General features: G+C 50.9%; 23 protein-coding genes and 1 other RNA gene. 9 read left to right on the plus strand and 15 right to left on the minus strand.

Annotated elements, in window-relative coordinates; all coding sequences use genetic code 11:
• Window positions 1-54 precede the first annotated feature (54 nt).
• Genes ABO04_RS00980 through ABO04_RS00995 form a run of 4 tightly spaced genes read right to left on the minus strand, consistent with a single transcriptional unit; the run spans window position 55 to window position 6,996 of the window.
• On the minus strand, window positions 55-1,644 hold the full coding sequence (locus ABO04_RS00980) for a type I restriction-modification system subunit M (RefSeq protein ID WP_160808918.1): 1,590 nt from the start codon (window positions 1,642-1,644) through the stop codon (window positions 55-57).
• Window positions 1,645-1,674: 30 nt separating this feature from the next.
• Window positions 1,675-2,685, minus strand: coding sequence for a virulence RhuM family protein (locus ABO04_RS00985; protein WP_160808743.1), 1,011 nt, complete (start codon window positions 2,683-2,685; stop codon window positions 1,675-1,677).
• Window positions 2,682-4,010: a restriction endonuclease subunit S gene (locus ABO04_RS00990; protein WP_160808744.1), complete on the minus strand. Its 1,329-nt coding sequence runs from the start codon at window positions 4,008-4,010 to the stop codon at window positions 2,682-2,684. The genes ABO04_RS00985 and ABO04_RS00990 overlap by 4 nt, the downstream gene beginning before the upstream one ends.
• Window positions 4,003-6,996, minus strand: a complete 2,994-nt coding sequence (locus ABO04_RS00995) for a type I restriction endonuclease subunit R (protein WP_160808745.1) — start codon at window positions 6,994-6,996, stop codon at window positions 4,003-4,005. The genes ABO04_RS00990 and ABO04_RS00995 overlap by 8 nt, the downstream gene beginning before the upstream one ends.
• A gap of 188 nt (window positions 6,997-7,184) precedes the next feature.
• Here ABO04_RS00995 and ABO04_RS01000 point away from each other — a divergent pair, with 188 nt between their 5' ends.
• Entirely contained in the window at window positions 7,185-7,838 is a 654-nt protein-coding gene (locus ABO04_RS01000; RefSeq protein ID WP_160808746.1) for an alpha/beta family hydrolase, read from the plus strand.
• Here ABO04_RS01000 and hemF read toward each other — a convergent pair.
• Window positions 7,807-8,712 carry an oxygen-dependent coproporphyrinogen oxidase gene (gene hemF / locus ABO04_RS01005; RefSeq protein WP_160808747.1) on the minus strand — a complete coding sequence of 302 codons (906 nt, stop codon included), beginning with the start codon at window positions 8,710-8,712 and terminating at the stop codon, window positions 7,807-7,809. The genes ABO04_RS01000 and hemF overlap by 32 nt on opposite strands.
• A 160-nt stretch (window positions 8,713-8,872) precedes the next feature.
• On the opposite strand from hemF, the gene aroC reads away from it, so the two are divergent.
• The 4 genes from aroC to ABO04_RS01025 all read left to right on the plus strand — a co-directional run bounded on the left by aroC (window position 8,873) and on the right by ABO04_RS01025 (window position 11,944).
• Window positions 8,873-10,045, plus strand: coding sequence for a chorismate synthase (aroC, locus tag ABO04_RS01010; RefSeq protein ID WP_160808748.1), 1,173 nt, complete (start codon window positions 8,873-8,875; stop codon window positions 10,043-10,045).
• Window positions 10,046-10,190: 145 nt separating this feature from the next.
• Window positions 10,191-10,544 carry a hypothetical protein gene (locus ABO04_RS01015; RefSeq protein WP_160808749.1) on the plus strand — a complete coding sequence of 118 codons (354 nt, stop codon included), beginning with the start codon at window positions 10,191-10,193 and terminating at the stop codon, window positions 10,542-10,544.
• 232 nt (window positions 10,545-10,776) lie between these two features.
• On the plus strand, window positions 10,777-11,550 hold the full coding sequence (locus tag ABO04_RS01020) for a complement resistance protein TraT (protein ID WP_160808750.1): 774 nt from the start codon (window positions 10,777-10,779) through the stop codon (window positions 11,548-11,550).
• A 58-nt stretch (window positions 11,551-11,608) separates the two neighbouring features.
• Window positions 11,609-11,944, plus strand: coding sequence for a hypothetical protein (locus ABO04_RS01025; RefSeq protein WP_160808751.1), 336 nt, complete (start codon window positions 11,609-11,611; stop codon window positions 11,942-11,944).
• Window positions 11,945-12,062: 118 nt separating this feature from the next.
• On the opposite strand, the gene ABO04_RS01030 is transcribed toward ABO04_RS01025, so the two are convergent.
• Entirely contained in the window at window positions 12,063-12,710 is a 648-nt protein-coding gene (locus ABO04_RS01030; protein ID WP_160808752.1) for an epoxyqueuosine reductase QueH, read from the minus strand.
• A 169-nt stretch (window positions 12,711-12,879) separates the two neighbouring features.
• Here ABO04_RS01030 and ABO04_RS01035 point away from each other — a divergent pair, with 169 nt between their 5' ends.
• The 4 genes from ABO04_RS01035 to ABO04_RS01050 are packed head-to-tail and all read left to right on the plus strand — an operon-like array spanning window position 12,880 to window position 15,832.
• A complete protein-coding gene (locus tag ABO04_RS01035) occupies window positions 12,880-14,169 on the plus strand; it encodes a DUF3696 domain-containing protein (protein WP_160808753.1) in 1,290 nt (429 codons plus the stop codon).
• On the plus strand, window positions 14,166-14,693 hold the full coding sequence (locus ABO04_RS01040; RefSeq protein ID WP_160808754.1) for a hypothetical protein: 528 nt from the start codon (window positions 14,166-14,168) through the stop codon (window positions 14,691-14,693). Before ABO04_RS01035 ends, ABO04_RS01040 begins: the two co-directional genes overlap by 4 nt.
• Window positions 14,694-14,695: 2 nt before the next feature.
• Window positions 14,696-15,397: an RNA ligase family protein gene (locus ABO04_RS01045; protein WP_160808755.1), complete on the plus strand. Its 702-nt coding sequence runs from the start codon at window positions 14,696-14,698 to the stop codon at window positions 15,395-15,397.
• 57 nt (window positions 15,398-15,454) lie between these two features.
• On the plus strand, window positions 15,455-15,832 hold the full coding sequence (locus tag ABO04_RS01050) for a DUF202 domain-containing protein (RefSeq protein ID WP_160808756.1): 378 nt from the start codon (window positions 15,455-15,457) through the stop codon (window positions 15,830-15,832).
• Window positions 15,833-16,057: 225 nt separating this feature from the next.
• On the opposite strand, the gene ABO04_RS01055 is transcribed toward ABO04_RS01050, so the two are convergent.
• The 9 genes from ABO04_RS01055 to ABO04_RS01090 all read right to left on the minus strand — a co-directional run bounded on the left by ABO04_RS01055 (window position 16,058) and on the right by ABO04_RS01090 (window position 24,507).
• Window positions 16,058-17,515 (minus strand): catalase, encoded by a 1,458-nt coding sequence (locus ABO04_RS01055; protein ID WP_160808757.1) that lies wholly within the window; start codon window positions 17,513-17,515, stop codon window positions 16,058-16,060.
• Window positions 17,516-17,540: 25 nt separating this feature from the next.
• Window positions 17,541-18,875 (minus strand): DUF3422 domain-containing protein, encoded by a 1,335-nt coding sequence (locus ABO04_RS01060; RefSeq protein WP_160808758.1) that lies wholly within the window; start codon window positions 18,873-18,875, stop codon window positions 17,541-17,543.
• 33 nt (window positions 18,876-18,908) lie between these two features.
• A complete protein-coding gene (locus ABO04_RS12290) occupies window positions 18,909-19,232 on the minus strand; it encodes a TSUP family transporter (protein ID WP_345852740.1) in 324 nt (107 codons plus the stop codon).
• Between the two features lie 183 nt (window positions 19,233-19,415).
• Complete coding sequence (locus tag ABO04_RS12295; protein WP_345852741.1) at window positions 19,416-19,547, minus strand: hypothetical protein; 132 nt, start codon at window positions 19,545-19,547, stop codon at window positions 19,416-19,418.
• 161 nt (window positions 19,548-19,708) lie between these two features.
• Window positions 19,709-20,164, minus strand: coding sequence for an EVE domain-containing protein (locus tag ABO04_RS01070; protein WP_160808759.1), 456 nt, complete (start codon window positions 20,162-20,164; stop codon window positions 19,709-19,711).
• A gap of 46 nt (window positions 20,165-20,210) precedes the next feature.
• Window positions 20,211-20,389, minus strand: a non-coding RNA gene (gene ssrS, locus ABO04_RS01075) — 6S RNA.
• Window positions 20,390-20,602: 213 nt separating this feature from the next.
• Window positions 20,603-21,391, minus strand: coding sequence for an arylamine N-acetyltransferase (locus ABO04_RS01080; protein WP_205012728.1), 789 nt, complete (start codon window positions 21,389-21,391; stop codon window positions 20,603-20,605).
• A 298-nt stretch (window positions 21,392-21,689) separates the two neighbouring features.
• Window positions 21,690-23,927, minus strand: a complete 2,238-nt coding sequence (locus ABO04_RS01085; protein WP_160808761.1) for a methyl-accepting chemotaxis protein — start codon at window positions 23,925-23,927, stop codon at window positions 21,690-21,692.
• 76 nt (window positions 23,928-24,003) lie between these two features.
• The gene (locus ABO04_RS01090) at window positions 24,004-24,507 is read right to left on the minus strand and encodes a chemotaxis protein CheW (RefSeq protein ID WP_160808762.1); all 504 of its coding nucleotides are present in this window, start codon (window positions 24,505-24,507) and stop codon (window positions 24,004-24,006) included.
• Between the last annotated feature and the right edge of the window lie 71 nt (window positions 24,508-24,578).

Consider the following 24,578-nt stretch of genomic DNA (forward strand, 5'->3'; position numbering starts at 1 on the left):
ATTCGATAATGCGCCGTCTGATAGTGTCAGGAATATAAAAAAACTGACCAGCCATTACGGCAGTACCGGCAGACCCAATTCCTTCAGAAATTCATTATGCCTGGCTTTTGTCTGCGCAATCTCCAGCTCGATATCCACCAGTTGCTGCTGTGTGTCCGCAAGGTCAATTTTTTTTTCCGCCACTGCGGTGCTCACATAACGTGAAATATTCAGGTTGAAATCGTTTTGCCTGATTTCTTCCATCCCCACCCGCCGCGCATAACGCGCTTCCTCCTTGCGAAACTGGTAGGTATCAACGATCTTGTCGATGTGCCCCGGTAGCAGGCGGTTTTGGCGTTTGCCTTTCTCAAAATTTTCTGGGCCTGAAGCATTGATGAACAGCACATCATCCGGCTTTTTGCAGCGTTTCAGCACCAGAATGCAGACCGGGATGCCGGTGGAAAAAAACAGGTTGGCGGGCAGGCCGATCACGGTGTCGATGTGGCCGTCTTTTAACAACTTGGTGCGGATACGTTCCTCCGCGCCACCCCGGAACAGTACACCATGGGGCAGGATGATGGCCATCACCCCGCTGTCGCTCAGAAAATGGAAACCGTGCAACAAGAAGGCGAAGTCGGCAGCGGACTTCGGCGCAAGGCCGTAGTTCTTGAAACGAAAATCCTCACCCAGTGCTTCGTTCGGCTCCCAGCGGTAACTAAAAGGCGGATTAGCCACCACGGCATCGAATTGCAGCTTTTTGGCCGGATTCATCTCATTGAGGATATCCCAGTCGTTGAGCAGCGAATCGCCGTGGTGTATCTCGAACTCGGTATCCTTCACCCCGTGCAGCAGCATGTTCATGCGTGCCAGGTTGTAGGTGGTAATGTTTTTTTCCTGCCCGTAGATTTTGCCAATACCGTGCGCACCCAGTTGCTTGCGCACATTCAGCAACAACGAACCGGAACCGCAGGCGAAGTCGTAGACACTATTTAATTTTGGTTTCAGACCTGTTTTTGGCTCCTGGCTATCGAGCGTAACGATCCTGGACAGAATGCTGGAAATCTGTTGCGGCGTATAAAACTCCCCCGCCTTTTTGCCGGACCCGGCGGCGAATTCACCGATCAGGTACTCATAAGCATCGCCCAGGATATCAGTGTCGGTACTGAATTTTGCAATGCCTTCAGCGATTTTCTGGATAATGGTGCAGAGCTTGGCATTGCGATCAGCCGGCTTCTTGCCCAGCTTTTCGGAGTGCAGGTTGATTTCGGAAAATAGCCCCTGAAACGTACTCTCGAATGATTTTTCCTCGATGTACTTGAAGCCCTTCCACAGGGTATCCAGCAGGTCGTCATGGTGCGTACGCGCCATTTCAGCAACACTGCTCCACAGGTGCTGCGGCTCGATCACGTAATGCACCTTGAGGCGCATCTGCTTTTCAAAATCCTCGATATCGTCGACGTTCTGTTCGTACCAGATTGCCAGCGGCGCGCGCCAGTCTCCTGCTTGGGGCACGGGATAGTCCCTGCCCAATTCCTTTTTCGCCGCCGTCTCGTAGTTGTCGGAGAGATAGCGCAAAAACAGAAACGACAACATATAGTCGCGAAAGTCGTCGGCATTCATCGCGCCGCGCAGATCATCAGCGATCGCCCAGAGCGTTTTGCCCAGAGCGTTTTGCCGAACTGGTTCAGTTCTTCTTTAGTCATGAGGGTGATCCTTGCGATGCTTGATCTTGTTTTCCAGTGCCTTCAACTCGGCATCATCTTGCGCATCCGCCGCTTGCGCCTCCTGGGCTTTGCGGCGCCGGTCGTAGCCCAGGAACAGCGGAGCTATTTGTTGCTCCATACGGTCATGGCTGACCAAGCCGGCGCCTGCCAGCAGTGGGAAACCGTTGGCGGTGATGATCTGCCCGACGTTCTCACGCCAGAAGGCCATACTGGTAATGGTTTGCCGTTTGGCGCGCAGCTCGGCGGTTTCCAGAAAGATCACCACCAACCGGTTCAGCGTGTCGATTTCATCTTCGATCAGGTAATTCTTGGCAATCAGAATATCCTGCTTGCGTACTTGGGCCCCCTTCCACGTGAGCAAACCAAAATGCACATCGGCCGGGTTGGCGCGGGCCAGGATGATCTCGGCGGCTGTCTTTTGCGTCACCGCATACAGCAGCAGGTTTTGCACCGTAGCGAAAAACTGCTGAGTGGCCTGGTCGGTCTTGTCATAATCGGCCGCCAGCGCGAACAGCTCGCGCACTTTCTGATAAAACCGCTTTTCCGAGGCGCGAATATCGCGGATGCGCGCCAGCATCTCGTCGAAATAATCCGGGCGGCCATCGGGATTCTTGAGCCGTTCGTCGTCCATGACAAAACCCTTGCGCAGATATTCCGCCAGCACCGTGCTGGCCCAGCGGCGAAACTGCACGCCGCGCGGTGAGCGCACGCGGTAGCCCACGGCCAGAATCGCGTCCAGGTTGTAATGCGCTACTCGGTAGTTCTTGCCATCGGGGGCAGTTGTCAACCAATGGTTGACAACTGATTCCTCGCTCAATTCTTTTTCAGTGAATATAGCCTTCAGGTGCTTGGCAATATTCTGCTTCGTGGTATGAAAAAGCTCCGCCATCTCCAACTGGGTCAGCCAAACCGTACCCTGGTCGGCCCGCAGTTGCACCTGGGCCTGCCCGTCTTCGCTGGTGTAAAGGATGAGCTGTGTCATGTGCTTACCTCGGCTTTGGCATCCTGCGCCGCTCTACCTCCTGCGTCCACGCAATCGTCATCCATAGCAGGGAAAAGCTGCTGCATCAGGCCTTTTTTATGAGCCTTGAGAGCGTCGAGTTTTTGGGTTTGGGCGGTGACCAGTTCGTCGATGGAGGTGAGGCAATCAGCGATTTTTTGTTGTTCCGGCAGACCTGGAACATTGATATTTAGCCTTTGCAGTTGGCTTGAATATAAATGAACAACTGAAATCCCTTGAGCCAATCGGGCAATCTCTTTCTTTTTGGCGTTGTTCAAGTAATAAGAGAGAAAAACCCCATTCAAGTTTGATCGAATAATATTTAGATCACCTCCTAACGCGATGCCACTATTCAAAACGCATGAGGCAGTTGCAATGTCTTCTTCAGTTTCGCCAGATGCGGGAATGATCACATCATTTGCTTCACTGAGAACCAACTCATTGACTGGAACATCCGTAAAAGATATGACCGTTTTTATTGTCTCATTGCAATGAGTATAAAGTTCGCCATATCTAATGCATGGCTGTTTGCCATTCGGTGATATATCTGATTTAGAAACACCCTTACCTTTTGAAAAGATCGCCACTTTTTCAAGTGGCTTTTCTTCCCACCCTCCCTTATCCCCAAACTCAGGAAAGCGGAGTTTGGGGACAGTTTCGCCTTCAACGGGGAAGAGTTGCTGCATCAGGCCTTTTTTATGGGTCTTGAGGGCGTCGAGTTTTTGGGTTTGGGCGGTGATGAGGTCGTCAACGGAAGTGAGGCAATCAGCGATTTTTTGTTGTTCTTTTAAGCTTGGAAGCGGAACCCTCAAGGATTTAATAATCTGTAAATTTAGCCCGCCACGCCCTTCACCGCCTGCGGATAGGCTTCTTAATTCATCGTATCTGTTATTCAGATTGTGATATAGAAAATCGCTGTAAAAACTGTCCTCGTTTGGAAAAATTGCAGCGATTGATTGGTTGATACATAGCTCAACCATATTCATGGCAACAGTGCCGCGAGTTTTCCCTTGACCGGCTAAACCTATTAATATGCACATTTTTGGAATTATTTTAGTGCTTGAGTTTCGCAGCCCGTTTTCTGTAATTCGGCCTTGCACCTCGTGCACTCTCTTATAATTTAGCTCTCCTGAATTCATCCATCTTATGCCGCCGCCCCAATACTCTTTTTCCGAAGTGCTTGGCGTACCACCAGCCGTTACAGTTTCAGAAATCTGACCAATCTTCTTTCCCTCCCACTCACCCGCGTCACGGAACTCAGGAAAGCGCAGTGCTGGCACCAAGCCCTTTTTCTCTAGCTTACTCATATGCATTCAACCCCGATATCTCGCGTCCACCCGCGAGTTTTTGCAGATAGGGCACCAGCTCTTCCATCAAGGCCAGCTCAGCTTCACGTCGCGCTCTCCAACCTAACCCCAGGGGGCTAAGCAGGTCGGTGAGCTGTTCGCCGTCGAAGATCATGCGGCCCATGATGGTATCGACAAAGGCTTGCAGTGCTGCGGTTGGCAGGCCGTGCTTGTCGGCGATGCAGGCCAGGTCGGCGGCGGCCTTTTGTACTTTATATTCCTGATAACCTTCACGAATCTGGAATTCTTGCAGCGGGCTGTCTGTCGGCAGAGTGTAGAGATAGGAAATGATGTCATCCCGCTCGTTGATCAAATTGGCGTTGGCGCTGATCAGCTCGACCAGTTGCCCGCGTGACATTTTGGTTTTGCTCACCGCTCCGGTTGATTGGGCAATCAGCCCCATGATGTAGTCGTAGTCGATCAGGCTGGAGGCGAACAGCACCAGATCGAATTCCAGTTGTTCCACTTCTGGAGCGGTTTCATCGCCTTTGCCCTGCTTGCGCTTGAGTTCCAGTGCGGTGTCGAGATAGGCAGCCTTGAAGCTGCGCAGGGTGTCGGTGGGCAGTTTCTGCTCGATGATCTGCTTGCTCTGGTCATCGAGATCGGTGTATTGCTCCAGTTGGGTCTTGAGCTTTTGCACCTCTTTGAAGTGGTTGATGAATTCCGCCTTGGCGGTGTCGCTCCTGAGGTTGAGCACTTGCGAAGGCTCGCAGGGCAGTCCCTTGGCAGCCATAAATTTTTCCAGCGCGCCCACAGCAGTGGTGAATTTTTCCACCACCCTGGGGGCGGGGTCGACCAGCCAGATTTCCCGCGCCCGATCGATGGCTGCGCCGGAAAACAGCTCGATGGCGGCATCCACTTCATCTTCCTGATAGCGGAAGTCGAGGATATTGCCCCAGGGTTTGCTGTCGTTGAGCACGCGATTGGTGCGCGATAAGGCCTGGATCAGGCCGTGGTGTTTGAGGTTTTTATCGACGTACAGGGTGTTGAGGTATTTGGAGTCGAAGCCGGTGAGCAGCATGTCCACCACGATGGTGATGTCGATCTTGTTTTTTCGCGGGTAGTCGGCGTTGCTGTATTTCTGATCCTTGATACGCTGTTGCACGTCCTGATAGTAGAGGTCGAATTCGTTGATGCTGTGATTGCTGCCGTATTGGCGATTGTAGTCGTTAATAATGGTTTTGAGCGCGGCCTTCTTTTTCTCAGGCTCCTGCTTGTTGTCTTCCTTTTCCTGCGCCAGATCTTCCTGTAACTGCTGCACGTCTTTGTTGCCTTCCGCCGGTGGCGAGAAGACGCAGGCGATATGCAAGGGCTCGAAGGCTTCATCTTCGGCCTGTTTATTGGTCTGTAGAGTTTTAAATAACTCGTAGTATTCAATGGCGTGGTTGATGGAGGCGGTGGCCAGTATTGCGTTGAAGCGGCGGTGGCCGGTGGCGCTGTCGTGCTTTGCCAGGATGGCATTGATAACGGCTTCCGGCGGCGGGGTTTGCCCTTTCTTCGGCTTTTTGTCGCCCTCCTTGCCAAAGTAGTCGATGTGGAAACTCAGCACGTTTTTGTCGTCGATGGCGTGGGTGATGGTGTAGGCGTGCAGCTCTTTTTCAAAGATGTCTTTTGTGGTTTTGTAGGAGCCGACATTGCCATCGATCTGCTGATAGGTGGCGTTTTCATCAAAAATCGGCGTGCCGGTAAAACCAAACAATTGCGCCTTGGGGAAGAATTCCTTGATGGTCTTGTGGTTCTCGCCAAACTGGGAGCGGTGGCATTCGTCGAAGATAAAGATCACGCGCTTGTCGCGCAGGGGTTCGAGGCGTTCCTTGTAGGTCTGTTTACCCTCTTTTTGTTTGGCCTTGTTGCGCTTGCTGTTTTCATCCAGTGCCAGGCCCAGCTTCTGGATGGTGGTGACGATCACCTTATCGGCATAATCCTCCGAGAGCATGCGGCGCACCAGGGTTTCAGTGTTGGTGTTGTGCTCGACACAACCTTCCTGAAATTTGTTGAATTCCTCGCGGGTCTGGCGGTCGAGATCTTTGCGATCCACCACGAACAAGCATTTTTCAATATCAGGGTTGTCTTTCAGCAGCGTGGAAGCCTTGAACGAGGTGAGCGTCTTGCCACTGCCGGTGGTGTGCCAGATATAGCCGTTGCCGCGATTCTGGTGAATACAGTCCACTATCGCTTTGACCGCGTAAATTTGGTAGGGGCGCATGATGAGGATTTTTTGTTCACTCTGCACCAGAACCATATAGCGGCTGATCAAGCGACCCAGACTGCACTTTTCGAGGAAGTCTTCAGCAAATTCGTGCAGGTGGGCGATTTTGTTGTTTTTTTCGTCGGCGTGCTGGTAGATGGGCAAGAAGCGCTCTTCCGCGTTAAAGCTGAAATGCTGGTTGCGGTTGTTGGCAAAGTAGCGGGTGTCGTTTTCGTTGCTGACGATAAACAACTGCATGAAGCAGAGCAGCGAGTTGTTATAGCCGTTGCCAGGATCATTTTTGTAGTCGACGATTTGCTCCATGGCGCGGCGCGGGCTGATTTGTAGTGTTTTCAGCTCGATCTGCACCAGCGGCAGGCCATTGATCAGGAGGATAACGTCGTAGCGGTGGAGGCTGTTGTCGGTATTGATGCGCAGCTGGTTGACGACTTCAAACTCGTTTTTGCACCAGTCGCGGAGATTAACCAGCATATATTCCAGCGGCGTGCCGTCCTCGCGGGTGAATTTACCTTTCTCGCGCAAGGTCTGGGCAGCGGCAAAGACATCAGTGGTGACGATCTCGTCGCGCAGGCGGGCAAATTCGGCATCGGTCAGATGAACGCGATTCAGCACCTCGAACTTGTCGCGAAAATTCTGCTCAAGTGAATCCTTGTCACGGATGTCCGGGCGGGGGGTATATTTGAGTTCGCCCAGCTTGGCGATCAAGTTTTGTTCAATTTGGTTTTCTGTTGTAGCCATTGATCTGATTCAGAGATATCACTGGATAGTGCGTCATAGAAAATACATCATTCAAGGTGACGCCATACTGAACGAAAAAATCATGTGCACCGTAAATACGGTACCGGCCTTCACTCATTATCCGGCCAAACACCCTATACTATAACTACCCGTCATAAAACAGTCATTTGTTACAGGACCTGTCATCCATGCCCAATGAACAAAAACGCTTCGTTACCGGCCCGGCCGGCCGACTGGAAACCGTTGTCACACTGCCGGAGGGGACGCCGCGCGGGCTTGCCGTGGTGGCACACCCGCATCCGCTGTATCAGGGCAGCATGGATAACAAAATCGTCTACATCCTCACCCGGGCTTTTATCGAACAGCAGTACATCACAGTAAAATTCAATTTTCGTGGTGTGGGAAAAAGTGAAGGCAGCTATGCGGAAGGAAAAGGAGAAATCGAAGATGTGCTGGCGATTACCCGGGCCATGCGCGAGCAGTACGACACCGGGCCGGAACCACTGCCGCTGACACTGGCCGGATTTTCATTTGGCGGCGGGGTTCAGGCGCATGTCGCACAGCAGCTAAAGCCCGATACGCTGGTGCTGGTCGCGCCGGCGGTGGAACGTTTGCATGCCCCACCCGTAGTTGATCATGCCCGGCATATTCTGATCATTCAGGGTGATCAGGATACCGTTGTGCCGCTGCAGAGCGTACTGAACTGGGCAACGCCTCAAACCCTTCCGGTAACCGTCATTCCCGGGGCTGAACATTTCTTCCACGGCAAGCTGCCTGTTCTGAAAAACATCATCCTGCAGAGCTGCAGCATCAATCAAGCGGCAACCAGTCCTTCCCGATGAGGAAATCGCTATAAAGCCTGGCCTCTGAGCTGCCTGCTGCGGGCGACCAGTCGTAACGCCACTTGACGATGGGTGGCAGCGACATCAGGATAGATTCGGTACGTCCTCCCGACTGCAGGCCGAACAGCGTGCCGCGATCCCATACCAGATTGAATTCTACATAGCGGCCGCGCCGATACGCCTGAAAATCCCGTTCACGTTCACCATAGGAAATATCTTTGCGTTTTTGTAGAATCGGCAGATAGGCGGCCAGAAAATGATCACCGACACTTCTGGTCAGACTAAAACAGGTGGCAAAATCCGGCTGGTTAAGATCATCAAAGAACACTCCGCCGATACCGCGCGGCTCCTTGCGGTGTTTCAAATAAAAGTACTCATCACACCATTTCTTGAAGCGCGGGTAGTATTCGCTGCCCGAGGGTTGCAGGGCATCCTTGCAAGTCTGGTGAAAATGAACAGCATCTTCCTCAAAACCATAGTAAGGCGTGAGATCCATCCCGCCGCCAAACCACCACACTGGTTCTGCCCCTTCCTTGGTCGCTGCAAAAAAACGGACATTCATGTGGACGGTCGGCGCGTAGGGATTGCGCGGATGCAGCACCAGCGAAACACCCGCTGCTTCAAACGCCCTGCCAGCCAGTTCTGGACGGGCTGCAGTAGCCGAGGCAGGCAATCCCTTACCGAACACATGCGAGAAATTGACGCCTCCGCGTTCCAGCACATTGCCTTCCTCGATCACACAACTGGCTCCTCCCCCGCCTTCCGGGCGTTCCCAGGTATCGCGGCGAAATGACTGACCATCAGCCTGCTCCAGCCCGGCTACAATTCTGTTCTGTAAATCAACCAGGTAATCCTTGACCTGTGCAAAATCCATACCCCCTCCCCCTGTAATAATGCTTGTTCACCAATCGGTTTTTTCAGCCAATTCTACCTGCACAACCCTGAATTGGCACGCTGGCAGATGGCCCTCAACCCGTCTCCCCGCCTGGGCTTATGTTAGACTTTGCATTTCCCCGTTCAACCAAGGATTTGTCATGTCTGGCAACAGCATCGGAAAACTGTTCAGTGTCACTTCGTTCGGTGAATCTCACGGTCCAGCCATTGGCTGTATCGTAGATGGATGCCCATCCGGATTAGCCCTGTCAACCGAAGATATTCAGCAGGAACTGGATCGGCGCAAACCCGGTACTTCCCGGCATGTCACACAGCGACGCGAGGCAGATCGGGTAGAGATCCTCTCCGGCGTATTTGAAAATACAACGACAGGCACGCCAATCGCCCTGCTGATTCGCAACGAGGATCAGCGCAGCAAAGATTACAGCAAGATCATGGATGTATTCCGCCCGGGCCATGCGGACTACACCTACTGGCAGAAGTACGGCATCCGCGATTACCGGGGAGGCGGCCGCTCGTCTGCCCGTGAAACAGCTGTACGAGTAGCAGCCGGCGCTATCGCCAGAAAATGGCTGCAACAACACCACGGTATCGTCATCCGGGGTTACATGGCACAACTCGGCCCGATTGCTATTCCTTTCAAAAGCTGGGATGTCGTCAATCAGAATCCGTTTTTTGCTGCAGATAATGATTATGTCGAGCAATTGGAAACCTTCATGGACAGTCTGCGAAAATCAGGCGATTCGGTGGGTGCCAGAATCAATGTCGTGGCTGAAGGGGTACCGGTCGGCTGGGGCGAGCCGGTTTATGACCGGCTGGATGCCGATATCGCTTACGCCATGATGAGTATCAATGCAGTCAAGGGTGTGGAAATCGGTGCCGGATTCGCCAGCGTCACCCAGAAAGGGACGGAACACTCGGATGAGATCACCCCGGAAGGGTTCCTGAGCAACAATGCCGGGGGAGTTTTGGGTGGGATTTCCAGTGGCCAGCCAATCGTCGCCAGTATAGCGATCAAACCCACCTCCAGTATCCGCCTGGCACGACGTTCGATCGACAAGACAGGAAATCCTGTACTGGTCGAAACCCATGGCAGGCACGATCCCTGTGTCGGCATCCGGGCAACGCCCATCGTGGAATCTATGCTGGCTATCGTACTGATGGATCATGCCTTGCGCCACCGCGCACAGAATGCCGACGTTGTCTGCACCACTCCCAGAGTTCCGGGAAGTATTCCCAACTCGACCCATCCACTCACAACACAACCCGCTGCTCCCCGGGCAGAAGATCCGGAACCGAACGAGAATTCTTAAACAGGCTACTTTCTGCAGATACACCCGAACAATCTCCTCCCGTTTCCTTCAAATCTACTCACCCCTGGCAACGAGAAAACCATTCAAGAATCTGAAACAGACTCCATTCCAAGAGTAAACTTTATAATCGTAAGGAGAAGGCAAAATGAGCACAAAACAATCAAATTTTGCTGTTTATGCGAGTTTATTGTTTCTTTTGACCAGCAGTGCTGCAGGATGGGCACAGAATGTCAGCGAAATTCAACAACGATTCAATGCTGAGATTCTCAATAGGCCCTTCGGTGTTCCCAGCGATGCAGAACTGACCTCCTCATTGAAAGAAGCCACCCAAAGAGGCAAATCCAACATCTCACCAAGTCATACACCCGCTTGCGTCGGACCGGGTTGCACGACAGGTAGAAATTATGGTTACGGGAGCTATTTCGGAGGATACGCGCGCCCGTATTACGGGGGCTATTATGGCTTTAATCGCTACCTTCCCTTTTATTATGGCTGGTAAATTGTCCGGTTACGCAGCATACGCCAGGAAACCTTTGAAAAACTACCTGCGTTGTCATTTTTGCATTTAAAGTCGGCTCAAAATGCTCATTTATTACGTATAAACTCCGCTTCTTCGCCGACTTTCGCCTTAAACTGACTGCCTCGTTGACATTTTCCAGAGGTCCCTTAAGTCACAGATATAAATATATTTACTCGTTTAATTTTTTCACACAAATATTCTAGGAGATGACATGGGTTATTCCATCAATAAACCAGCCTGGACCTTAACCGGAATCATGGCCCTTTCTTTGATATTAGGCGGCTGTGCTGCGGTTCACACATCCCTTGCCAAAAAGGATCTGGATGTGCAGACCAAGATGAGTGACACCATTTTTCTGGATCCGGTCGAACCGGGGCAAAAAGTCGTCTACCTGAACATTCGCAATACTTCAGACAAAACTAATTTCGATATCGTCCCGTCTGTCATCCATTCGCTGCAAAGCAAAGGCTACCGTATTACAGACAATCCAAAAGTAGCGCATTACTGGCTGCAAGCCAATGTGTTGAGTGTTGAAAAAGCCAGCCCGACCGCAGCTGAATCAGCCTTACGAGCGGGTTATGGCGGATTGGGTAGTGCTGCATTAGGGACTACTGTTGGCGCGGCCACGGGTGCAGGAATTGGCGGCTGGAGTGGTGCCGGGATTGGCGCACTCGCCGGTGCGGCAGCATTTAGCCTGGTAGATACCATCGCCGGAGCCGCAGTGAAAGACGTCACCTTTATGGCCATTACCGATATCGAGATCGCTGAACGCGCTGAAAGTGACGTCATCGTACGCGAAGATCGCCAGCAGGATCTGAAACAAGGAGTTGAGGGGTCCAAAAGACAAACCTCTTCCAAAGTCAGCGAAATGAACAAGTACCGCACCCGTGTCGTCAGCATGGCCAACAAGGCCAATCTCGAATACGAGGAAGCAGCGCCTGAATTGACCAATGGCCTGGCGCGTACTATTTCCGGATTATTCTGACACGCTGCCCGCTGCCGCACACGCGCAGTATCCGGTGGCGGCTCTCAGGGAGATTTGCATGACCATAAATACCATGATCATCACGCTGGCTTCAGTAGCCTTACTGTCATCTACGGTAGTACTGGCGCAAGAAGCAACGCAGCCTGCTGATAGCCATGTAGTAGTCAATCGTATGGCCAAAGAGCTGGGGCTCAATAACACACAGCGCTCCCAGGTCGAAACTATTTTCAACAATGAAAAAAGGAAAGTTGAAGCAGTATTCAACGAGGAAAGGATAAAACTACAGGCAATTCAGGAAGAAACCCGCGCCAGCCTGCAAGCAGTACTCACACCCGAGCAAATGCAGAAACTGGACAACAAAATGCGCCAGAAAAACAATCCGAGTAAACAATAGACCTTGTGGAGCCCTTAATCATGAGAAACTTGAACCCAGATAATTCATTATGCTGCCTAATGAATCATTGATGATTGAGTTGAAAGCTCTTAAAGCAACTCTTACAGGTAATACACATTTACTCGGTAACGTCCCCGTAATATTTCTCACCTATTCGGATACGCTCCCTGCCATGCTCCACGCGCCATTTATTGGTATCACGTAGCGAATAGGCGCATCCGCAGTATTCCTGCATATAGAATCTTTCCCGTTTACTGATCTCCAGCATGCGCGCAGAGCCTCCCTTTTTACGCCAATTATATGTCCAATAGCTGATTCCCGGATAGTGTGCCGCTGCTCTGACACCACTGTCATTGATCTGGTCCATATTTTTCCAGCGGGAAATACCCAGTGAGCTGGAGATAACATCGAATCCGTTTTCATAGGCATACAAAGCCGTACGCTCAAATCGCATATCAAAACACATGGTGCAACGGATGCCGCGTTCAGGTTCCATTTCCATGCCTTTTGCCCGCTGGAACCAGTCATCTCTATCATAATCAGCATCGATCAATGGAATACCATGCTTCTCGGCAAAACGGATATTTTCATCCTTACGCAGATCATATTCTCTGCGCGGGTGAATATTCGGATTGTAAAAAAAGATGGAAAAATCGATTCCGGAAGCGACGATGGCTTCCATCACTTCACCTGAACAGGGTGCGCAGCAGGAATGCAGCAATAATTTTTTACCATTTTCCGGTAGTTCCAGTTTTTCACGTTCCATTTTTCAATCTACCTGTAACACGATTATTCAATTGTTGCATTATAGACCCGGCTGGTACTTTACCGAACCACCCTGTGGCTGATAGAAATTCAGATTGCCGACAAAAACAAAATTGTACGCAGGCGATACACAGGCTCATAAAATATGACGACAGGAAATAAACAAAACCATGTTCACTTCTCTGAGATTAACCAACTTCAAGGCCTGGCAGGACACTGGCATGATCGCGCTGAAACCGGTGACTGTTTTGTTGGGAACCAATTCATCCGGCAAATCCTCACTTATCCAGAGCCTGCTGCTGTTGAAGCAAACGGCGCAATCGCCGGATCGTTCAATTCACCTCAATCTGGGCGGCGATGAAACCAGCGATTTATTCAACTTTGGCAGTTTCGATGATGTATTGAAACGCGGCACACGATCACCGCGCGAATTTTCAGTTACATTTGCTTTTGAGGCACACGAACAGTCACGGGTAAATAATGGCCGGTTTTCCTGCAGCTACCGACAAACAGCTGCCGGTGCTCCCATCATTCAGGAACTGGCGCTCTCCACTACCGGGCATCGTTTTCGCACTGCACGGAAAGAAAAAGAAAACTACGCCATTTTTCTTGATGATGAAACCCGATCGCGCGCCAAAAATAGAAATCTTGTACCGGAACGCTCCATCGCGCTTCCTGCCGAGGCGATCGTCATACTGGGAAGTAATGGTGCGCGCGCTGAAGATATCAGCCTTTCCATCCGGCGCAAACTGGAAAATATCTGCTATCTGGGCCCGTTTCGGCGCAAACCGGAACGGGATTACGTCTGGAACAAGACCACACCCGGTCAGATTGAAAGCGACGGACATCGCGCCATAGACATCCTCCTGTCTGATGTGTTGAGCAAAAAGGGGGAACAAAATGAAATTCTGAATGGAATTTCTTACTGGCTGGCCCGGATGAGAGTGGCAGAAAAACTGGCAATAAAACAGCTGGGGCGCTCGTCCCGTTATGAAATTGAGGTGCACAAGGATGGGGTTGCCGCCAACTTGCACGATGTCGGTATTGGTATACCCCTAATTTTACCCGTACTGACCGCAGGTTACTTTGCTCCCGCAGGCAGCACCATCATTCTGGAAGAACCTGAAGTGCATCTGCACCCGTTGGCACAATCCGTTCTGGCAGAATTTTTTGTGATCCTGAGCCGGTCACGTCACATTCAGTTCGTTGTGGAAACACATTCGGAGCATCTGTTCCGTCGGATGCAGACCCTGATTGCACGCAAAGAAACGTCGACAGAACAGATTGCCATGTTTTTCGTGGAAAGAGTGGCGGACAATGCAATATTACGAAAACTGGAAGTGGATGAATTTGGCCGGGTAAGCAACTGGCCGCAATACTTCTTCGGCGACGCATTGGGCGAGACACGCGAACAGGCGCGGTTAATGTTTGCCCGCCAGCAGGAGCAAGTCAACAAATGAGGCAGCGTTACGTGGTAGATACCAATGTATTGATTATCGCCAGCGTTGCACATCCTTCCACACCGAAAGATATCGACACGACACCGCAAGACCCTGCGCTACAGTTCCGGGTATGGCAATGGCTGGTTGAGTTTGAGAGCAGTCCGGCAAGACTGGTGCTCGATTCCGCTGGCAAAATCGAGGAAGAATATGGTCGCAAACTCGGATTCAACGATTATGGAATTCAGGTTTTGATCCATAAATGGAGTACCCTGGCGGTAGATAATGTAGATGTTCAATACGATAATAACGGCCACGCTGTATTGCAACCCCCACTGGACTCGGTAGTACACGACCTGGCAGACCGAAAAATGGTTGCAGCAGCACTGGAAGCCCGGAAGCAGTACGGTGAAAGCGCCATTGCCTTCGCTGGTGATACCGACTGGCATGATTGGGAACAGGCACTGACACACGCCGGGCTGTCGCTCGAACCCCTCATTGAAGACTGGTCACGCGCCAAACATGCTGAAAAGGCAAACAAATAATCATGACTGACTTCTTTCGTTTTCCCAATACCCCTCACTTGCTCTGGCTGGGGCAAGGCCAGCCCAGGGATGACAAAATCTTGTCAGATACCGAAATAGCTGCCTTGCTGCAGGACGAAGTGCTGATCGAGGAAAAACTGGATGGCGCCAATCTGGGTATTTCACTGGATAAGCAGGGAATATTGCGTGCACAGAATCGTGGCCAGTATCTGCCACAACCTTTTTCCGGACAGTTCTCCCGCCTGAACAGCTGGCTGGGTCAGCATGGAGACAGTCTCAGACAAGCGCTGACACCGGAATTGATCTTGTTTGGCGAATGGTGTGCCGCCAGGCATTCACTTGATTACGATAAACTGCCTGACTGGTTTCTACTGTTTGACGTTTATGATCGTACAGCAGGCAAATTCTGGAGTGTCGAACGGCGTAACCAGCTGGCCCGGGAATTGAATTTCACAACCGTGCCACTACTCAAGCGTGCGAAAGTAACGCACAATCAGCTTGCTCAATTACTGCATGAAGCGCAAAGCTGCTACCGCAACGGCAAGGTTGAAGGTATTGTCATTCGCTGTGATTCCTCACTCTGGTGTGAAAACCGGGCGAAACTGGTCAACCGGGAATTCGTCCAGGCCATTGAAGATCACTGGCGCAGTCGGACAATCGAATGGAACCGGGTAAATGCCGAACCAGTAAAATACAAGTTATGACCATAATCGATCCAAGGCAGCTGTCTGATTCAGACAGATAGATATGAAGGGAATACCATGTCCGAACTGAAAGATCCAAGAGTGTTATTTGCTGCTGAACGAACGCTGCTTGCGTGGACACGCACCAGTCTGTCACTTATCGCATTTGGTTTCGTGGTGGAACGTGCAGGCAAACTCACACTTGCTGTTTCGCCGGGAATCATCAGCCCCAGCCAGTTGATGACCATGCTCTGGCTGGGGCTGGCTTTCATTATTTTGGGAGTGATTATTGCGGCCTATTCTGCCCGCCAGTATGCAACGGTCCTGCGAACCCTCACACCAGATGAATTCCCGCCCGACTATGCAGCAAAATGGGGGCTGGCAGTCAATCTGATAGTGGCCATACTTGGGCTGATACTGGCGCTGTCGTTGTGGCAATTCCGTCTGGTGGAATAAACTAAAAATGTTATCCACATGGCGATCATCATGATTTTTCCTGCAATGTAGCTCATGAAAAACTTGATCAAAGGTAAGATTCCTTAATTACACCTAAAAAACCGCAGCCACTTCATTTTGTTCACATAATGTTGCTACACATAAAGTGTTTCTGCGGCCTGATGGCAGTGATAATCCACTTAAAATGATACAGCAGCACCGCCAGGCCGATAAATCTCCTACAGACTATTCTGCTTCACTTAGCGGAATTCCCAGTGCCATGGCAACACCTTCGCCATAAGCCCGATCTGCTTTCAGGCAGTTGGTAATATGCCGGATCTGGATTTCCCGCGGTGCTTCACTGATCGAACGTGCGGTATTGTCGAACAGTACCTGCTGCTGCGCGGGGTTCATGAGCCGAAACAGATTGCCCGGCTGGGTATAGTAGTCTTCATCTTCACGATGATCCCAGTGAGCAGCAACACCGTCCAATGCTAAAGCCGGCTCCGCGTATTCGGGCTGCTGCCGCCATTCCTGATAGCTGTTCGGATCGTATCCGGGCGTACTGCCATGATTGCCATCGACCCGCATGGCACCGTCACGATGGTAATGATGAAAAGGACAGCGCGATGCATTGACCGGAATCTGATAATGATTGACGCCTAAACGATAGCGCTGGGCATCGCCATAGGAAAACAGTCGTCCCTGCAGCATTTTATCCGGTGAAAAACTGATCCCAGGTACAACATTGGCAGGGTTGAACGCGGCCTGTTCAACTTCAGCAAAATAATTATCCGGATTACGATTCAGCTCCATCACACCGATTTCGGTCAATGGATAATCGCCGTGTGGCCAGATTTTGGTCAGATCAAACGGATTATAGGCAAGGTTGGCTGCATCGCTTTCCGGCATGATTTGCGCAAATAACGTCCAGCGTGGAAATTCACCCCGTTCAATGCTTCCGTACAGATCACGCTGATGACTTTCCCGATCCTTGCCAATCAGCGTTTCCGCCTCGGTATCCGTCAGGTTCTTGATACCCTGCTGTGTCCTGAAATGAAACTTCACCCAGTAGCGTTCCTGCCGGACATTAATAAAACTGAACGTGTGGCTGCCGAAACCATGCATGTGTCGATAGCTTGCCGGCAGGCCGCGATCACTCATAACGATGGTAATCTGGTGCAGGGCTTCAGGCAGCAGCGTCCAGAAATCCCAGTTGTTGCGCGAACTACGCAAATTGGTGCGTGGATCGCGTTTGACGGCGTGATTAAGATCCGGAAATTTCAACGGATCACGCATAAAAAATACCGGCGTATTGTTGCCAACCAGATCCCAGTTGCCTTCTTCGGTATAAAACTTGATAGCAAAACCACGGATATCACGTTCAGCATCGGCAGCACCACGCTCCCCTGCTACCGTAGAAAAACGAACGAACAGATCAGTTTTCTTCCCGACCCGGGAAAAAATCCCGGCCCGTGTGTAACGGGTGATATCGTGCGTCACTGTAAAGGTGCCATAGGCACCGGAGCCCTTGGCGTGCATCCGCCGTTCCGGGATCACTTCACGATCGAAATGAGCAAGTTTTTCCAGAAACCAGACATCCTGCAGCAACATCGGGCCGCGTGGCCCGGCAGTCATGACGTTCTGGTTATCCGGCACGGGTGCACCGGCACTGGTCGTCAATTTCTTTTTGCTATCGTCCATTTTCTCTCCTTTCGCAAGTTTTACGTCAGGCATTCTTCTTGCTACCACCGGAAGCAGGCTTTGCTACTATCCGACGGAATCTCCTGATAGCAAGGAACACGAAGGCCACTACAATCGGGATTGCAATGCCGGTCATCAGCTCAATATTGATATCAAATCCGGCAGCTTTGAGTGCTTTAAGACCATAGCCGGTAATGCCGAGCAGGTAGTAACTCAAAACAACTACTGACAACCCTTCCACTGTTTCCTGCAGGCGCAGTTGCAGATGAGCCCGGGCATCCATCGACTTGAGCAGATCACGGATCTGCGATTCCATCGAAATATCCACTCGGGTGCGTAGCATGGAAGTGGCCCGCTCCACGCGTAACGACAATGTATCCAGTCTGGATCGCACCAGGTCAAAAGTGTTCATGGCAGAAGTAACCCGCTGTTTTCTTAATTCATACAACATCTGCAGACCCTCAATCCGCTCTTCGCGCAACTCGGTAATCCTTTGCTGCATGATGACGTGATAGGTATGCGATGCACTGAAACGATGGCTGGATTGGGCTGATATTTTCTCGATCTCTGTGGCCAGAGCAGTCAGTTTTACCAGCAATTGCTGCTCATCCTCGATCGAATTGGGTGTAGCGTTGGTCGCCATCATCCCTATCAACTGATTTCCGTACTGCTCCAGCTTAGGAATAATTTCACGGATCATGGACAGTGGCAGGATGGTGAGCATACGATAGGTCTCGATCTCCAGCAGGCGCTGCACCAGTCTGCCAACCTGACGGCTCCGCAAGTTGTCATCATGCACCAGGAAACGGGTAAATCCATCCGGATGGATCTGGTTGTCACTCCAGACACTGGCGCTTCCCGCCGAGACTTTCGAACCAATAACGGTATTGGATGAAAACAAGGTAGCCAGCTCACTCATACTGCGACCGGGGCGTCTGCGATCTTCCAGCACAATGTGCGTGGCAACCAGTAACTCTCCGGGTAATTTTGCCAACCATTCCTGCGGAACGTATGTAATGGCCGACCGGGCAAAAGGTTCGTCAAACGGGCGCTCCCTGTAGAAAGTATAGGTAGAGTATTCTGTATGCCGTTCCCAGCGCAGATGAAAATCACCCAGTTCAACACTCAGCTGATCAAATGCACCATTGAGAATCCGGGTATTGAAATGTTTGCACAGCTCGATCACCAGTCCACGTTCCTTACCCACCCACTGCCGATCCGAGAGCAAGACCAAATGAGAAAGCTGTAGCGGAATATTAACCAGTTCATAGACATCTGCATTCAGTTCATCATGCAGCATGCGCCGCTCGGAATATTCTGGAATTTCAGGCAATCCGCTTTTCAACAAAGAGTCAGTCATAATCTAAAAAACCTTCTGGTAATTGAAATTCCGCTAATGCCAGAAATCCAGCAACAGCTTGATTCCCAGTAAATAGAGCAGGCCTGCAAAAATTTTTCTGAGTAATACCGCAAGGCAGAATGTGCGCTGTTCCAGCCCGAGTGGCGCAGTTACCATGCTTGCCAGTGCCACCATAATCAGCGCAGGAAGATAAATATATCCCAACGTGTAATCCGACAGCAGCTGTTTCTGCAATAAACCATTGGCAGCATAACCTGCCGCACTGGCCAGCGCTACCGAAAACCCGATTGCAGCGGAAGTGCCGATAGCACGATACAGCTCAGTGTTGCAAGCAACAAGAAAAAGCACCGTCAGCATTCCTCCCCGATAGATACCAGGCCGGATAATGCACCGATCAACACACCCGCCATGATTCCAGGAGAAATATAGCGCACGATCTACCCGTTCACAGCACCATGGACATAATGCGCACGCAAACTGGAAATCGAAGTCAGGGTAATAATTGCTGTTGTTGTCCCCTGTGCCATGTGTAGAACACGGTCACCCGGGAAATCCAAAGACATAAAAATGCAGCCAGTATCGGACCATCACCAGGCCACCACCGATGCCCAGTAACCCAGCAAAGAAACCGACCACTCCCCCTGTCTGCAGATAAGTCGACCATGCTTCCATGTCCGGGTTATCTCACTGGTGATTTCAAGGAATCTCTGAAAAACCACCTGCGTTGCTGATTTTCGCCTTGAACTGACTCTCTTGCTAAGACGTTTTTCAGAGATGCTTCAAATAGCCTGATACACAAACGTGAGGAGTACATATAGGACAGCATTACTACTCTACAGCTTTGCCTCGATGAATTTCCATTCCGACGGATCGACGGGAGTAATGGACAGCCGATTGCCTTTTTGCAGAATACGCATGCTGGTCAGCTCAGGATAGCTTCTTAACTCTTTCAAAGAAAGCAGGCGGGTTTTCCTGTTAAATCTGATATCAACATTGAACCAGCGGGGATTTTCGCGGGTCGCTTTCGGATCGAAATAATGACTGGAGGAATCGAACTGCGTTTCGTCCGGATAGGCAAGCCGGGATACTTCCGCGATACCGACAATTCCAGGTTCAGGACAGCTCGAATGGTAGAAAAGAACCAGATCACCCACCTGCATCTGGTTGCGCATGAAATTACGTGCCTGGTAATTACGTATTCCGTCCCAGGCAACGGTTTGTTCCGGCATTGCAGCAAGTCCATCAATACTCATTTCCGATGGCTCGGATTTCATCAGCCAGAAACGCATACTTTTACAGGTAAGACTTGAAGAAAAATTAAAACTGCTACTTAAGAGGATCCCCGCGAATGCCGTCAGGCTGCTATCTTGAACCACAGGTTCAAGAGTGGTCGCTCGCCGGTCACATCAGGCGCGCTCTGTAGCAGAGTGCGCACAACAGTGACCATTGGCTAGCAACCAGATACAAAGAATTAGTTCAAAGAACGCGAACCTTAACAAACACCGCAGGGAATAAACTTGTTGCGACTGCTTCAGTATAAACGAATCATTTTATTTCGGGGATTCGTCCAGTCCGTCAAACACGTCATCCAGCGCAAATTTCAATAATTCGATTTTACGCTTAAATCCCTGCATGTCAAAATCATGCTTTTCCTCCACAATCGTGGATTACAGCAAGAAAATACGGAGTTAAACACCTCTGCCTGGTCGGTCAAGATACAGAACAGCTCATCGATGAAGCCCTGGCCAGCGTATGGCAAATTGTTCCAGCAGGACATGCTTCAATTCATCGGAAGCAACGTGGTGCGCCACGACGCGGCCATCCGGATAACGATGCTTGAACAGCCCATCCAATAATGAAATACGCCCACCATCCGGTAGCGCACGTGCAGCCATGATCTGCTTGGTAAAACTTGATTCCGGGTATGTGCTGGTGTACCAGTTGGCCACTTTCTGATCGCTGGCCGGCATTTGCTCACCCCGGAATTCGTATACATCCAGCCAGTGATCCTCCATCCAAACCTGATGAAACCAGCGCCCGGCTTCATGGATCAGACGACGGCGATCATGCAATGTATCCTGCTCCAGATTTTCCTGCCACAACAGCGCGCGTGTCAGCGAATACCCTCCTACACCGACATCGGTTATCCATTGCTGCCCGTCCAGATCGATACCGATGAACAAATGGGTACGTGCCGGTATCTCTGAACGATCCGTCACACGCAGCCGTACTCGTGCTGCCAGCGGACGAGCGTCGAATCCAAGCTGCAACAGCACCTGTAAAAACAGGCCATTTTGCTCGAAGCAATACCCGCCACGCCTGGCCACTACCAGTTTATTGAACAGTGCGTCCATTTCCAGATGGATCGGCCTTCTCAGGTATACATCCAGATTTTCAAATGGAATAGTCTGCGTATGTGCGCGGGTCAATGCATGCAATACTTCCAGTGTATTTTCCGCTGCACCCCGATAGCCGATACGCTCGAAATAGCGCGACAAACAGACAGGTGATTCCATATTCATCATTACCCGATAAAAAATTCTTATCGATTATCTCCGGATGGCTACATAGATCAAAGGCATTATTCTTAAAGCTAGCGCTTCTTTACATGTTTGGGTCAACACCGGAAAATGATGTTCCTCATGGGAAAACGATGTCAGATTGGGAGTCAACGCGTTGACTTTTGTTCACGGACTGTACGTACATCTTAGTCCATCATTACAAGCTACACATCCCTCAACCTTGTCATCGCGAGCCTGCGTAGCCGCGTGGCGATCCAGCACCCTTGTTATTCTGCTGGATACTTCCAGACTGTCAAAATTCTTCCCAATCCCCGTCCGTGCCGGTCAGCTTCGGTGCGGACAATCCTGAAGAGGCTGCTTTTCTGTTGTTCTTCGCCTGCGACAATCTTTCGACATTGGTAGCACGATTGGGCCCACGGCGTTCGACCATCGGCTGACTGGATGATGGCTCCAACGTGAATGCCGCCACAGTGCGTGACAGTCGGTCAACCTGTTCACGCATCGACTCGGAAGCAGCGGCCGCCTGCTCCACCAGTACCGTATTCTGTCGCGTGATCTTGTCCACCTGGGCGATCGCCTGGTTGATCTGCTCGATGCCCAGGCTCTGTCCGTGGGAAGCAGCCGAAATTTCGCCCATGATGTCAGTCACGCGCTTGATCGATTGCGCTACCTCATCCATGGTTTTGCCGGCCTGATCCACCAATTGAATGCCATCCTCCACCTTGAGTACCGAGTTGTTGATCAGTTCCTTGATTTCACGCGCTGCTGCCGCTGAACGCTGTGCCAGCGTGCGCACTTCGGTGGCCACCACCGCAAAGCCACGTCCCTGTTCACCAGCACGCGCCGCTTCCACCGCGGCATTCAGCGCCAGGATATTAGTCTGGAAGGCAATGCCATCGATCACGTTGATGATGTCCACAATTTCCCTGGAACTGTCGTTGATCGCACTCATGGTTTCCACTACCTGCTCGACAACTGCCTCCCCTTTTACCGCCATATCAGAGGCTGAAGCAGCCAGTTGATTGCCCTGGCGGGCATTGTCCGCATTCTGTTTCACGGTTGAAGTCAACTCTTCCATACTAGCAACCGTCTCTTCCAGATTGGCTGCCTGCTCCTCGGTGCGTTGTGAAAGATCGAAATTGCCGTCAGCAATCTCTTTCGATGCAATGGTAATCAGCCCGATAGCATCCTTGATCTGTCTGACAAGACTGGCCAGTTGTCCCACAGTCACGTTGGCATTATCTTTCATGGTAGCAAACATGCCCTGGTATTCACGAGTGATTTTCTGGGTCAGATCACCTTCTGCCAATGCGCTCAAGATGCGGATAACATCATTCAGGTTGGTTTCACAAGTTTGCATCAACTGATTCAAATTGCTGACCATGCCATGGAACTCATACTGGTATTTGTCAGCATTGCCGTGCCGGGAAAAATCGCCGATCACCGCGCCATCCACCAGATATTTGATCTCATCATTGATCGAACGCAGGCTGGTCTTAACCTTGTCTATCGTCTCGGTAATTTTTGCCTTCTCGCCGGGTAACCGCTCCATCTCCACTGACAGATCACCCTGGGCATAGCGAGTAATGACTTCGACCAACCGCATCTTGACGGCGATATGGGAAGCCACCAGTTTATTAACAGAATTGGCCATTTGTCCGTAACTGCCGGGAAACTGATCCGCTGGAATGGAGTAGCTGATTGTGCCGGCATCGTGCTGTTTGCTCATCTCTTGCTGGGCAGACATAAAACTGTTCAATACTTCCACTATCCTGTGCATCGACTGCATCAATCTGGAAATCTCATCACGACCGGTTACTTCAATACGTTGATCCAGATGACCACTGGCAATCCCTTCCGCCACCTGTACCGCCTGATGAACTGAACGGCTGATGCCCTGGATCAGCATAAGCCCCACTCCACCCGCCAGTAGGATGCCCAGCACGATCAGGGTAATCATGACGTAAAAAATACCGGATGCCATCGTCTGTAAATCTGCATACCCTTGTGCAGTCACGTTTTCCTGCAACTTGATCAACTGCATCAGAGTGTCATGCACTGCCTCATATTTGGGGCCGGCATCCTGCATAGTGTTTTCCATTGCCGCAGCAAAATTGCCATTGAGGGCAAGATTAATTACCTGATTACGTGAAGCCTGATAAATCTTCCACTGCTCGGTGAAGCGGCTGGCCAGTACACCTTCTTCCGGAGTCATTTGCGTCAAATTGTATTTTCGCCAGAGTTCGGTAACCTTAGCATCTTCATCAAGAATCTGACCAGCCCGTTGCCGGGAAATGTCGACATCCTCCGAACTGGTCGCCATCAGTGCATGCAAGCGCACTTGCTGCAGGCTATCCAGCACTTCTGAAAAATGACCAAGCACCACCGCCCGGTCCCGGTAAATCGTTCCCAGTTTTTCCTCAGAGTGATGTAATCCATACAATCCCACTGACCCCACGCTGACCAGTGTTAAAGACAATAGGCAAACTATAAAAATCAGCCGTGATTTGATCGTCATGTTCTGCAACATTTTCACTCCCGGTTTAAAGTGACTTGCCTCAAAAACATAATGCCTCGTTATGGCAGATCAGATCCACCCAACTACTTCACCGCTGCTCCAGAATGCCCATGTCTGGACTGCTCATCAGTTTTTCGATATCCACCAGAGTCAGCATACGCTCCTCCACTGCTCCCAGCCCAAAGATGTATTCAGCATCGATCACCTCGCCAAATTCCGGGGCAGGACGCAGCTGTTCGGTATCCAGATTGATAACGTCAGATACACCGTCCACCACAATGCCAATAACACGGCCGGACAGATTCAGGATGATGACCACGGTGAACTGATCGTAAAGCGCTTTACCCAGATTAAATTTGATACGCATGTCGACGATCGGCACGATGACTCCACGCAGATTGATGACACCCTTGATGAATTCGGGTGAATTGACGATGCGGGAAATGGCACCGTATCTACGTATTTCCTGGACTTTGAGTATTTCGATGCCATATCCCTCCTTCCCCAGCCGGAAAATCAGAAATTTATTGCTGGCCAGATCCCTGGCTGGATTAAGCGATTCGCTCGTGGCTGCGGCTTGTGTCAACAACATGGTTTGCTCCTCAGTAATATGCGCGAATTGGCTGCCAGTTTTATCGACTTTTCCAGCTAGAATTTGATCAA

Source organism: Nitrosomonas sp. HPC101, from assembly GCF_009833125.1.
In the GTDB taxonomy this organism is placed as follows: domain Bacteria; phylum Pseudomonadota; class Gammaproteobacteria; order Burkholderiales; family Nitrosomonadaceae; genus Nitrosomonas.

Excerpts from the sequence above, each read along its gene's own strand:
- ABO04_RS00985 (WP_160808743.1), bottom strand. The coding sequence starts at position 2,685 with ATGACACAGCTCATCCTTTACACCAGCGAAGACGGGCAGGCCCAGGTG.
- ABO04_RS00990 (WP_160808744.1), bottom strand. The coding sequence starts at position 4,010 with ATGAGTAAGCTAGAGAAAAAGGGCTTGGTGCCAGCACTGCGCTTTCCT.
- ABO04_RS00995 (WP_160808745.1), bottom strand. The coding sequence starts at position 6,996 with ATGGCTACAACAGAAAACCAAATTGAACAAAACTTGATCGCCAAGCTG.
- ABO04_RS01000 (WP_160808746.1), top strand. The coding sequence starts at position 7,185 with ATGCCCAATGAACAAAAACGCTTCGTTACCGGCCCGGCCGGCCGACTG.
- hemF (WP_160808747.1), bottom strand. The coding sequence starts at position 8,712 with ATGGATTTTGCACAGGTCAAGGATTACCTGGTTGATTTACAGAACAGA.
- aroC (WP_160808748.1), top strand. The coding sequence starts at position 8,873 with ATGTCTGGCAACAGCATCGGAAAACTGTTCAGTGTCACTTCGTTCGGT.
- ABO04_RS01015 (WP_160808749.1), top strand. The coding sequence starts at position 10,191 with ATGAGCACAAAACAATCAAATTTTGCTGTTTATGCGAGTTTATTGTTT.
- ABO04_RS01020 (WP_160808750.1), top strand. The coding sequence starts at position 10,777 with ATGGGTTATTCCATCAATAAACCAGCCTGGACCTTAACCGGAATCATG.
- ABO04_RS01025 (WP_160808751.1), top strand. The coding sequence starts at position 11,609 with ATGACCATAAATACCATGATCATCACGCTGGCTTCAGTAGCCTTACTG.
- ABO04_RS01030 (WP_160808752.1), bottom strand. The coding sequence starts at position 12,710 with ATGGAACGTGAAAAACTGGAACTACCGGAAAATGGTAAAAAATTATTG.
- ABO04_RS01035 (WP_160808753.1), top strand. The coding sequence starts at position 12,880 with ATGTTCACTTCTCTGAGATTAACCAACTTCAAGGCCTGGCAGGACACT.
- ABO04_RS01040 (WP_160808754.1), top strand. The coding sequence starts at position 14,166 with ATGAGGCAGCGTTACGTGGTAGATACCAATGTATTGATTATCGCCAGC.
- ABO04_RS01045 (WP_160808755.1), top strand. The coding sequence starts at position 14,696 with ATGACTGACTTCTTTCGTTTTCCCAATACCCCTCACTTGCTCTGGCTG.
- ABO04_RS01050 (WP_160808756.1), top strand. The coding sequence starts at position 15,455 with ATGTCCGAACTGAAAGATCCAAGAGTGTTATTTGCTGCTGAACGAACG.
- ABO04_RS01055 (WP_160808757.1), bottom strand. The coding sequence starts at position 17,515 with ATGGACGATAGCAAAAAGAAATTGACGACCAGTGCCGGTGCACCCGTG.
- ABO04_RS01060 (WP_160808758.1), bottom strand. The coding sequence starts at position 18,875 with ATGACTGACTCTTTGTTGAAAAGCGGATTGCCTGAAATTCCAGAATAT.
- ABO04_RS12290 (WP_345852740.1), bottom strand. The coding sequence starts at position 19,232 with ATGCTGACGGTGCTTTTTCTTGTTGCTTGCAACACTGAGCTGTATCGT.
- ABO04_RS12295 (WP_345852741.1), bottom strand. The coding sequence starts at position 19,547 with ATGGAAGCATGGTCGACTTATCTGCAGACAGGGGGAGTGGTCGGTTTC.
- ABO04_RS01070 (WP_160808759.1), bottom strand. The coding sequence starts at position 20,164 with ATGCGTTTCTGGCTGATGAAATCCGAGCCATCGGAAATGAGTATTGAT.
- ABO04_RS01080 (WP_205012728.1), bottom strand. The coding sequence starts at position 21,391 with ATGGAATCACCTGTCTGTTTGTCGCGCTATTTCGAGCGTATCGGCTAT.
- ABO04_RS01085 (WP_160808761.1), bottom strand. The coding sequence starts at position 23,927 with ATGTTGCAGAACATGACGATCAAATCACGGCTGATTTTTATAGTTTGC.
- ABO04_RS01090 (WP_160808762.1), bottom strand. The coding sequence starts at position 24,507 with ATGTTGTTGACACAAGCCGCAGCCACGAGCGAATCGCTTAATCCAGCC.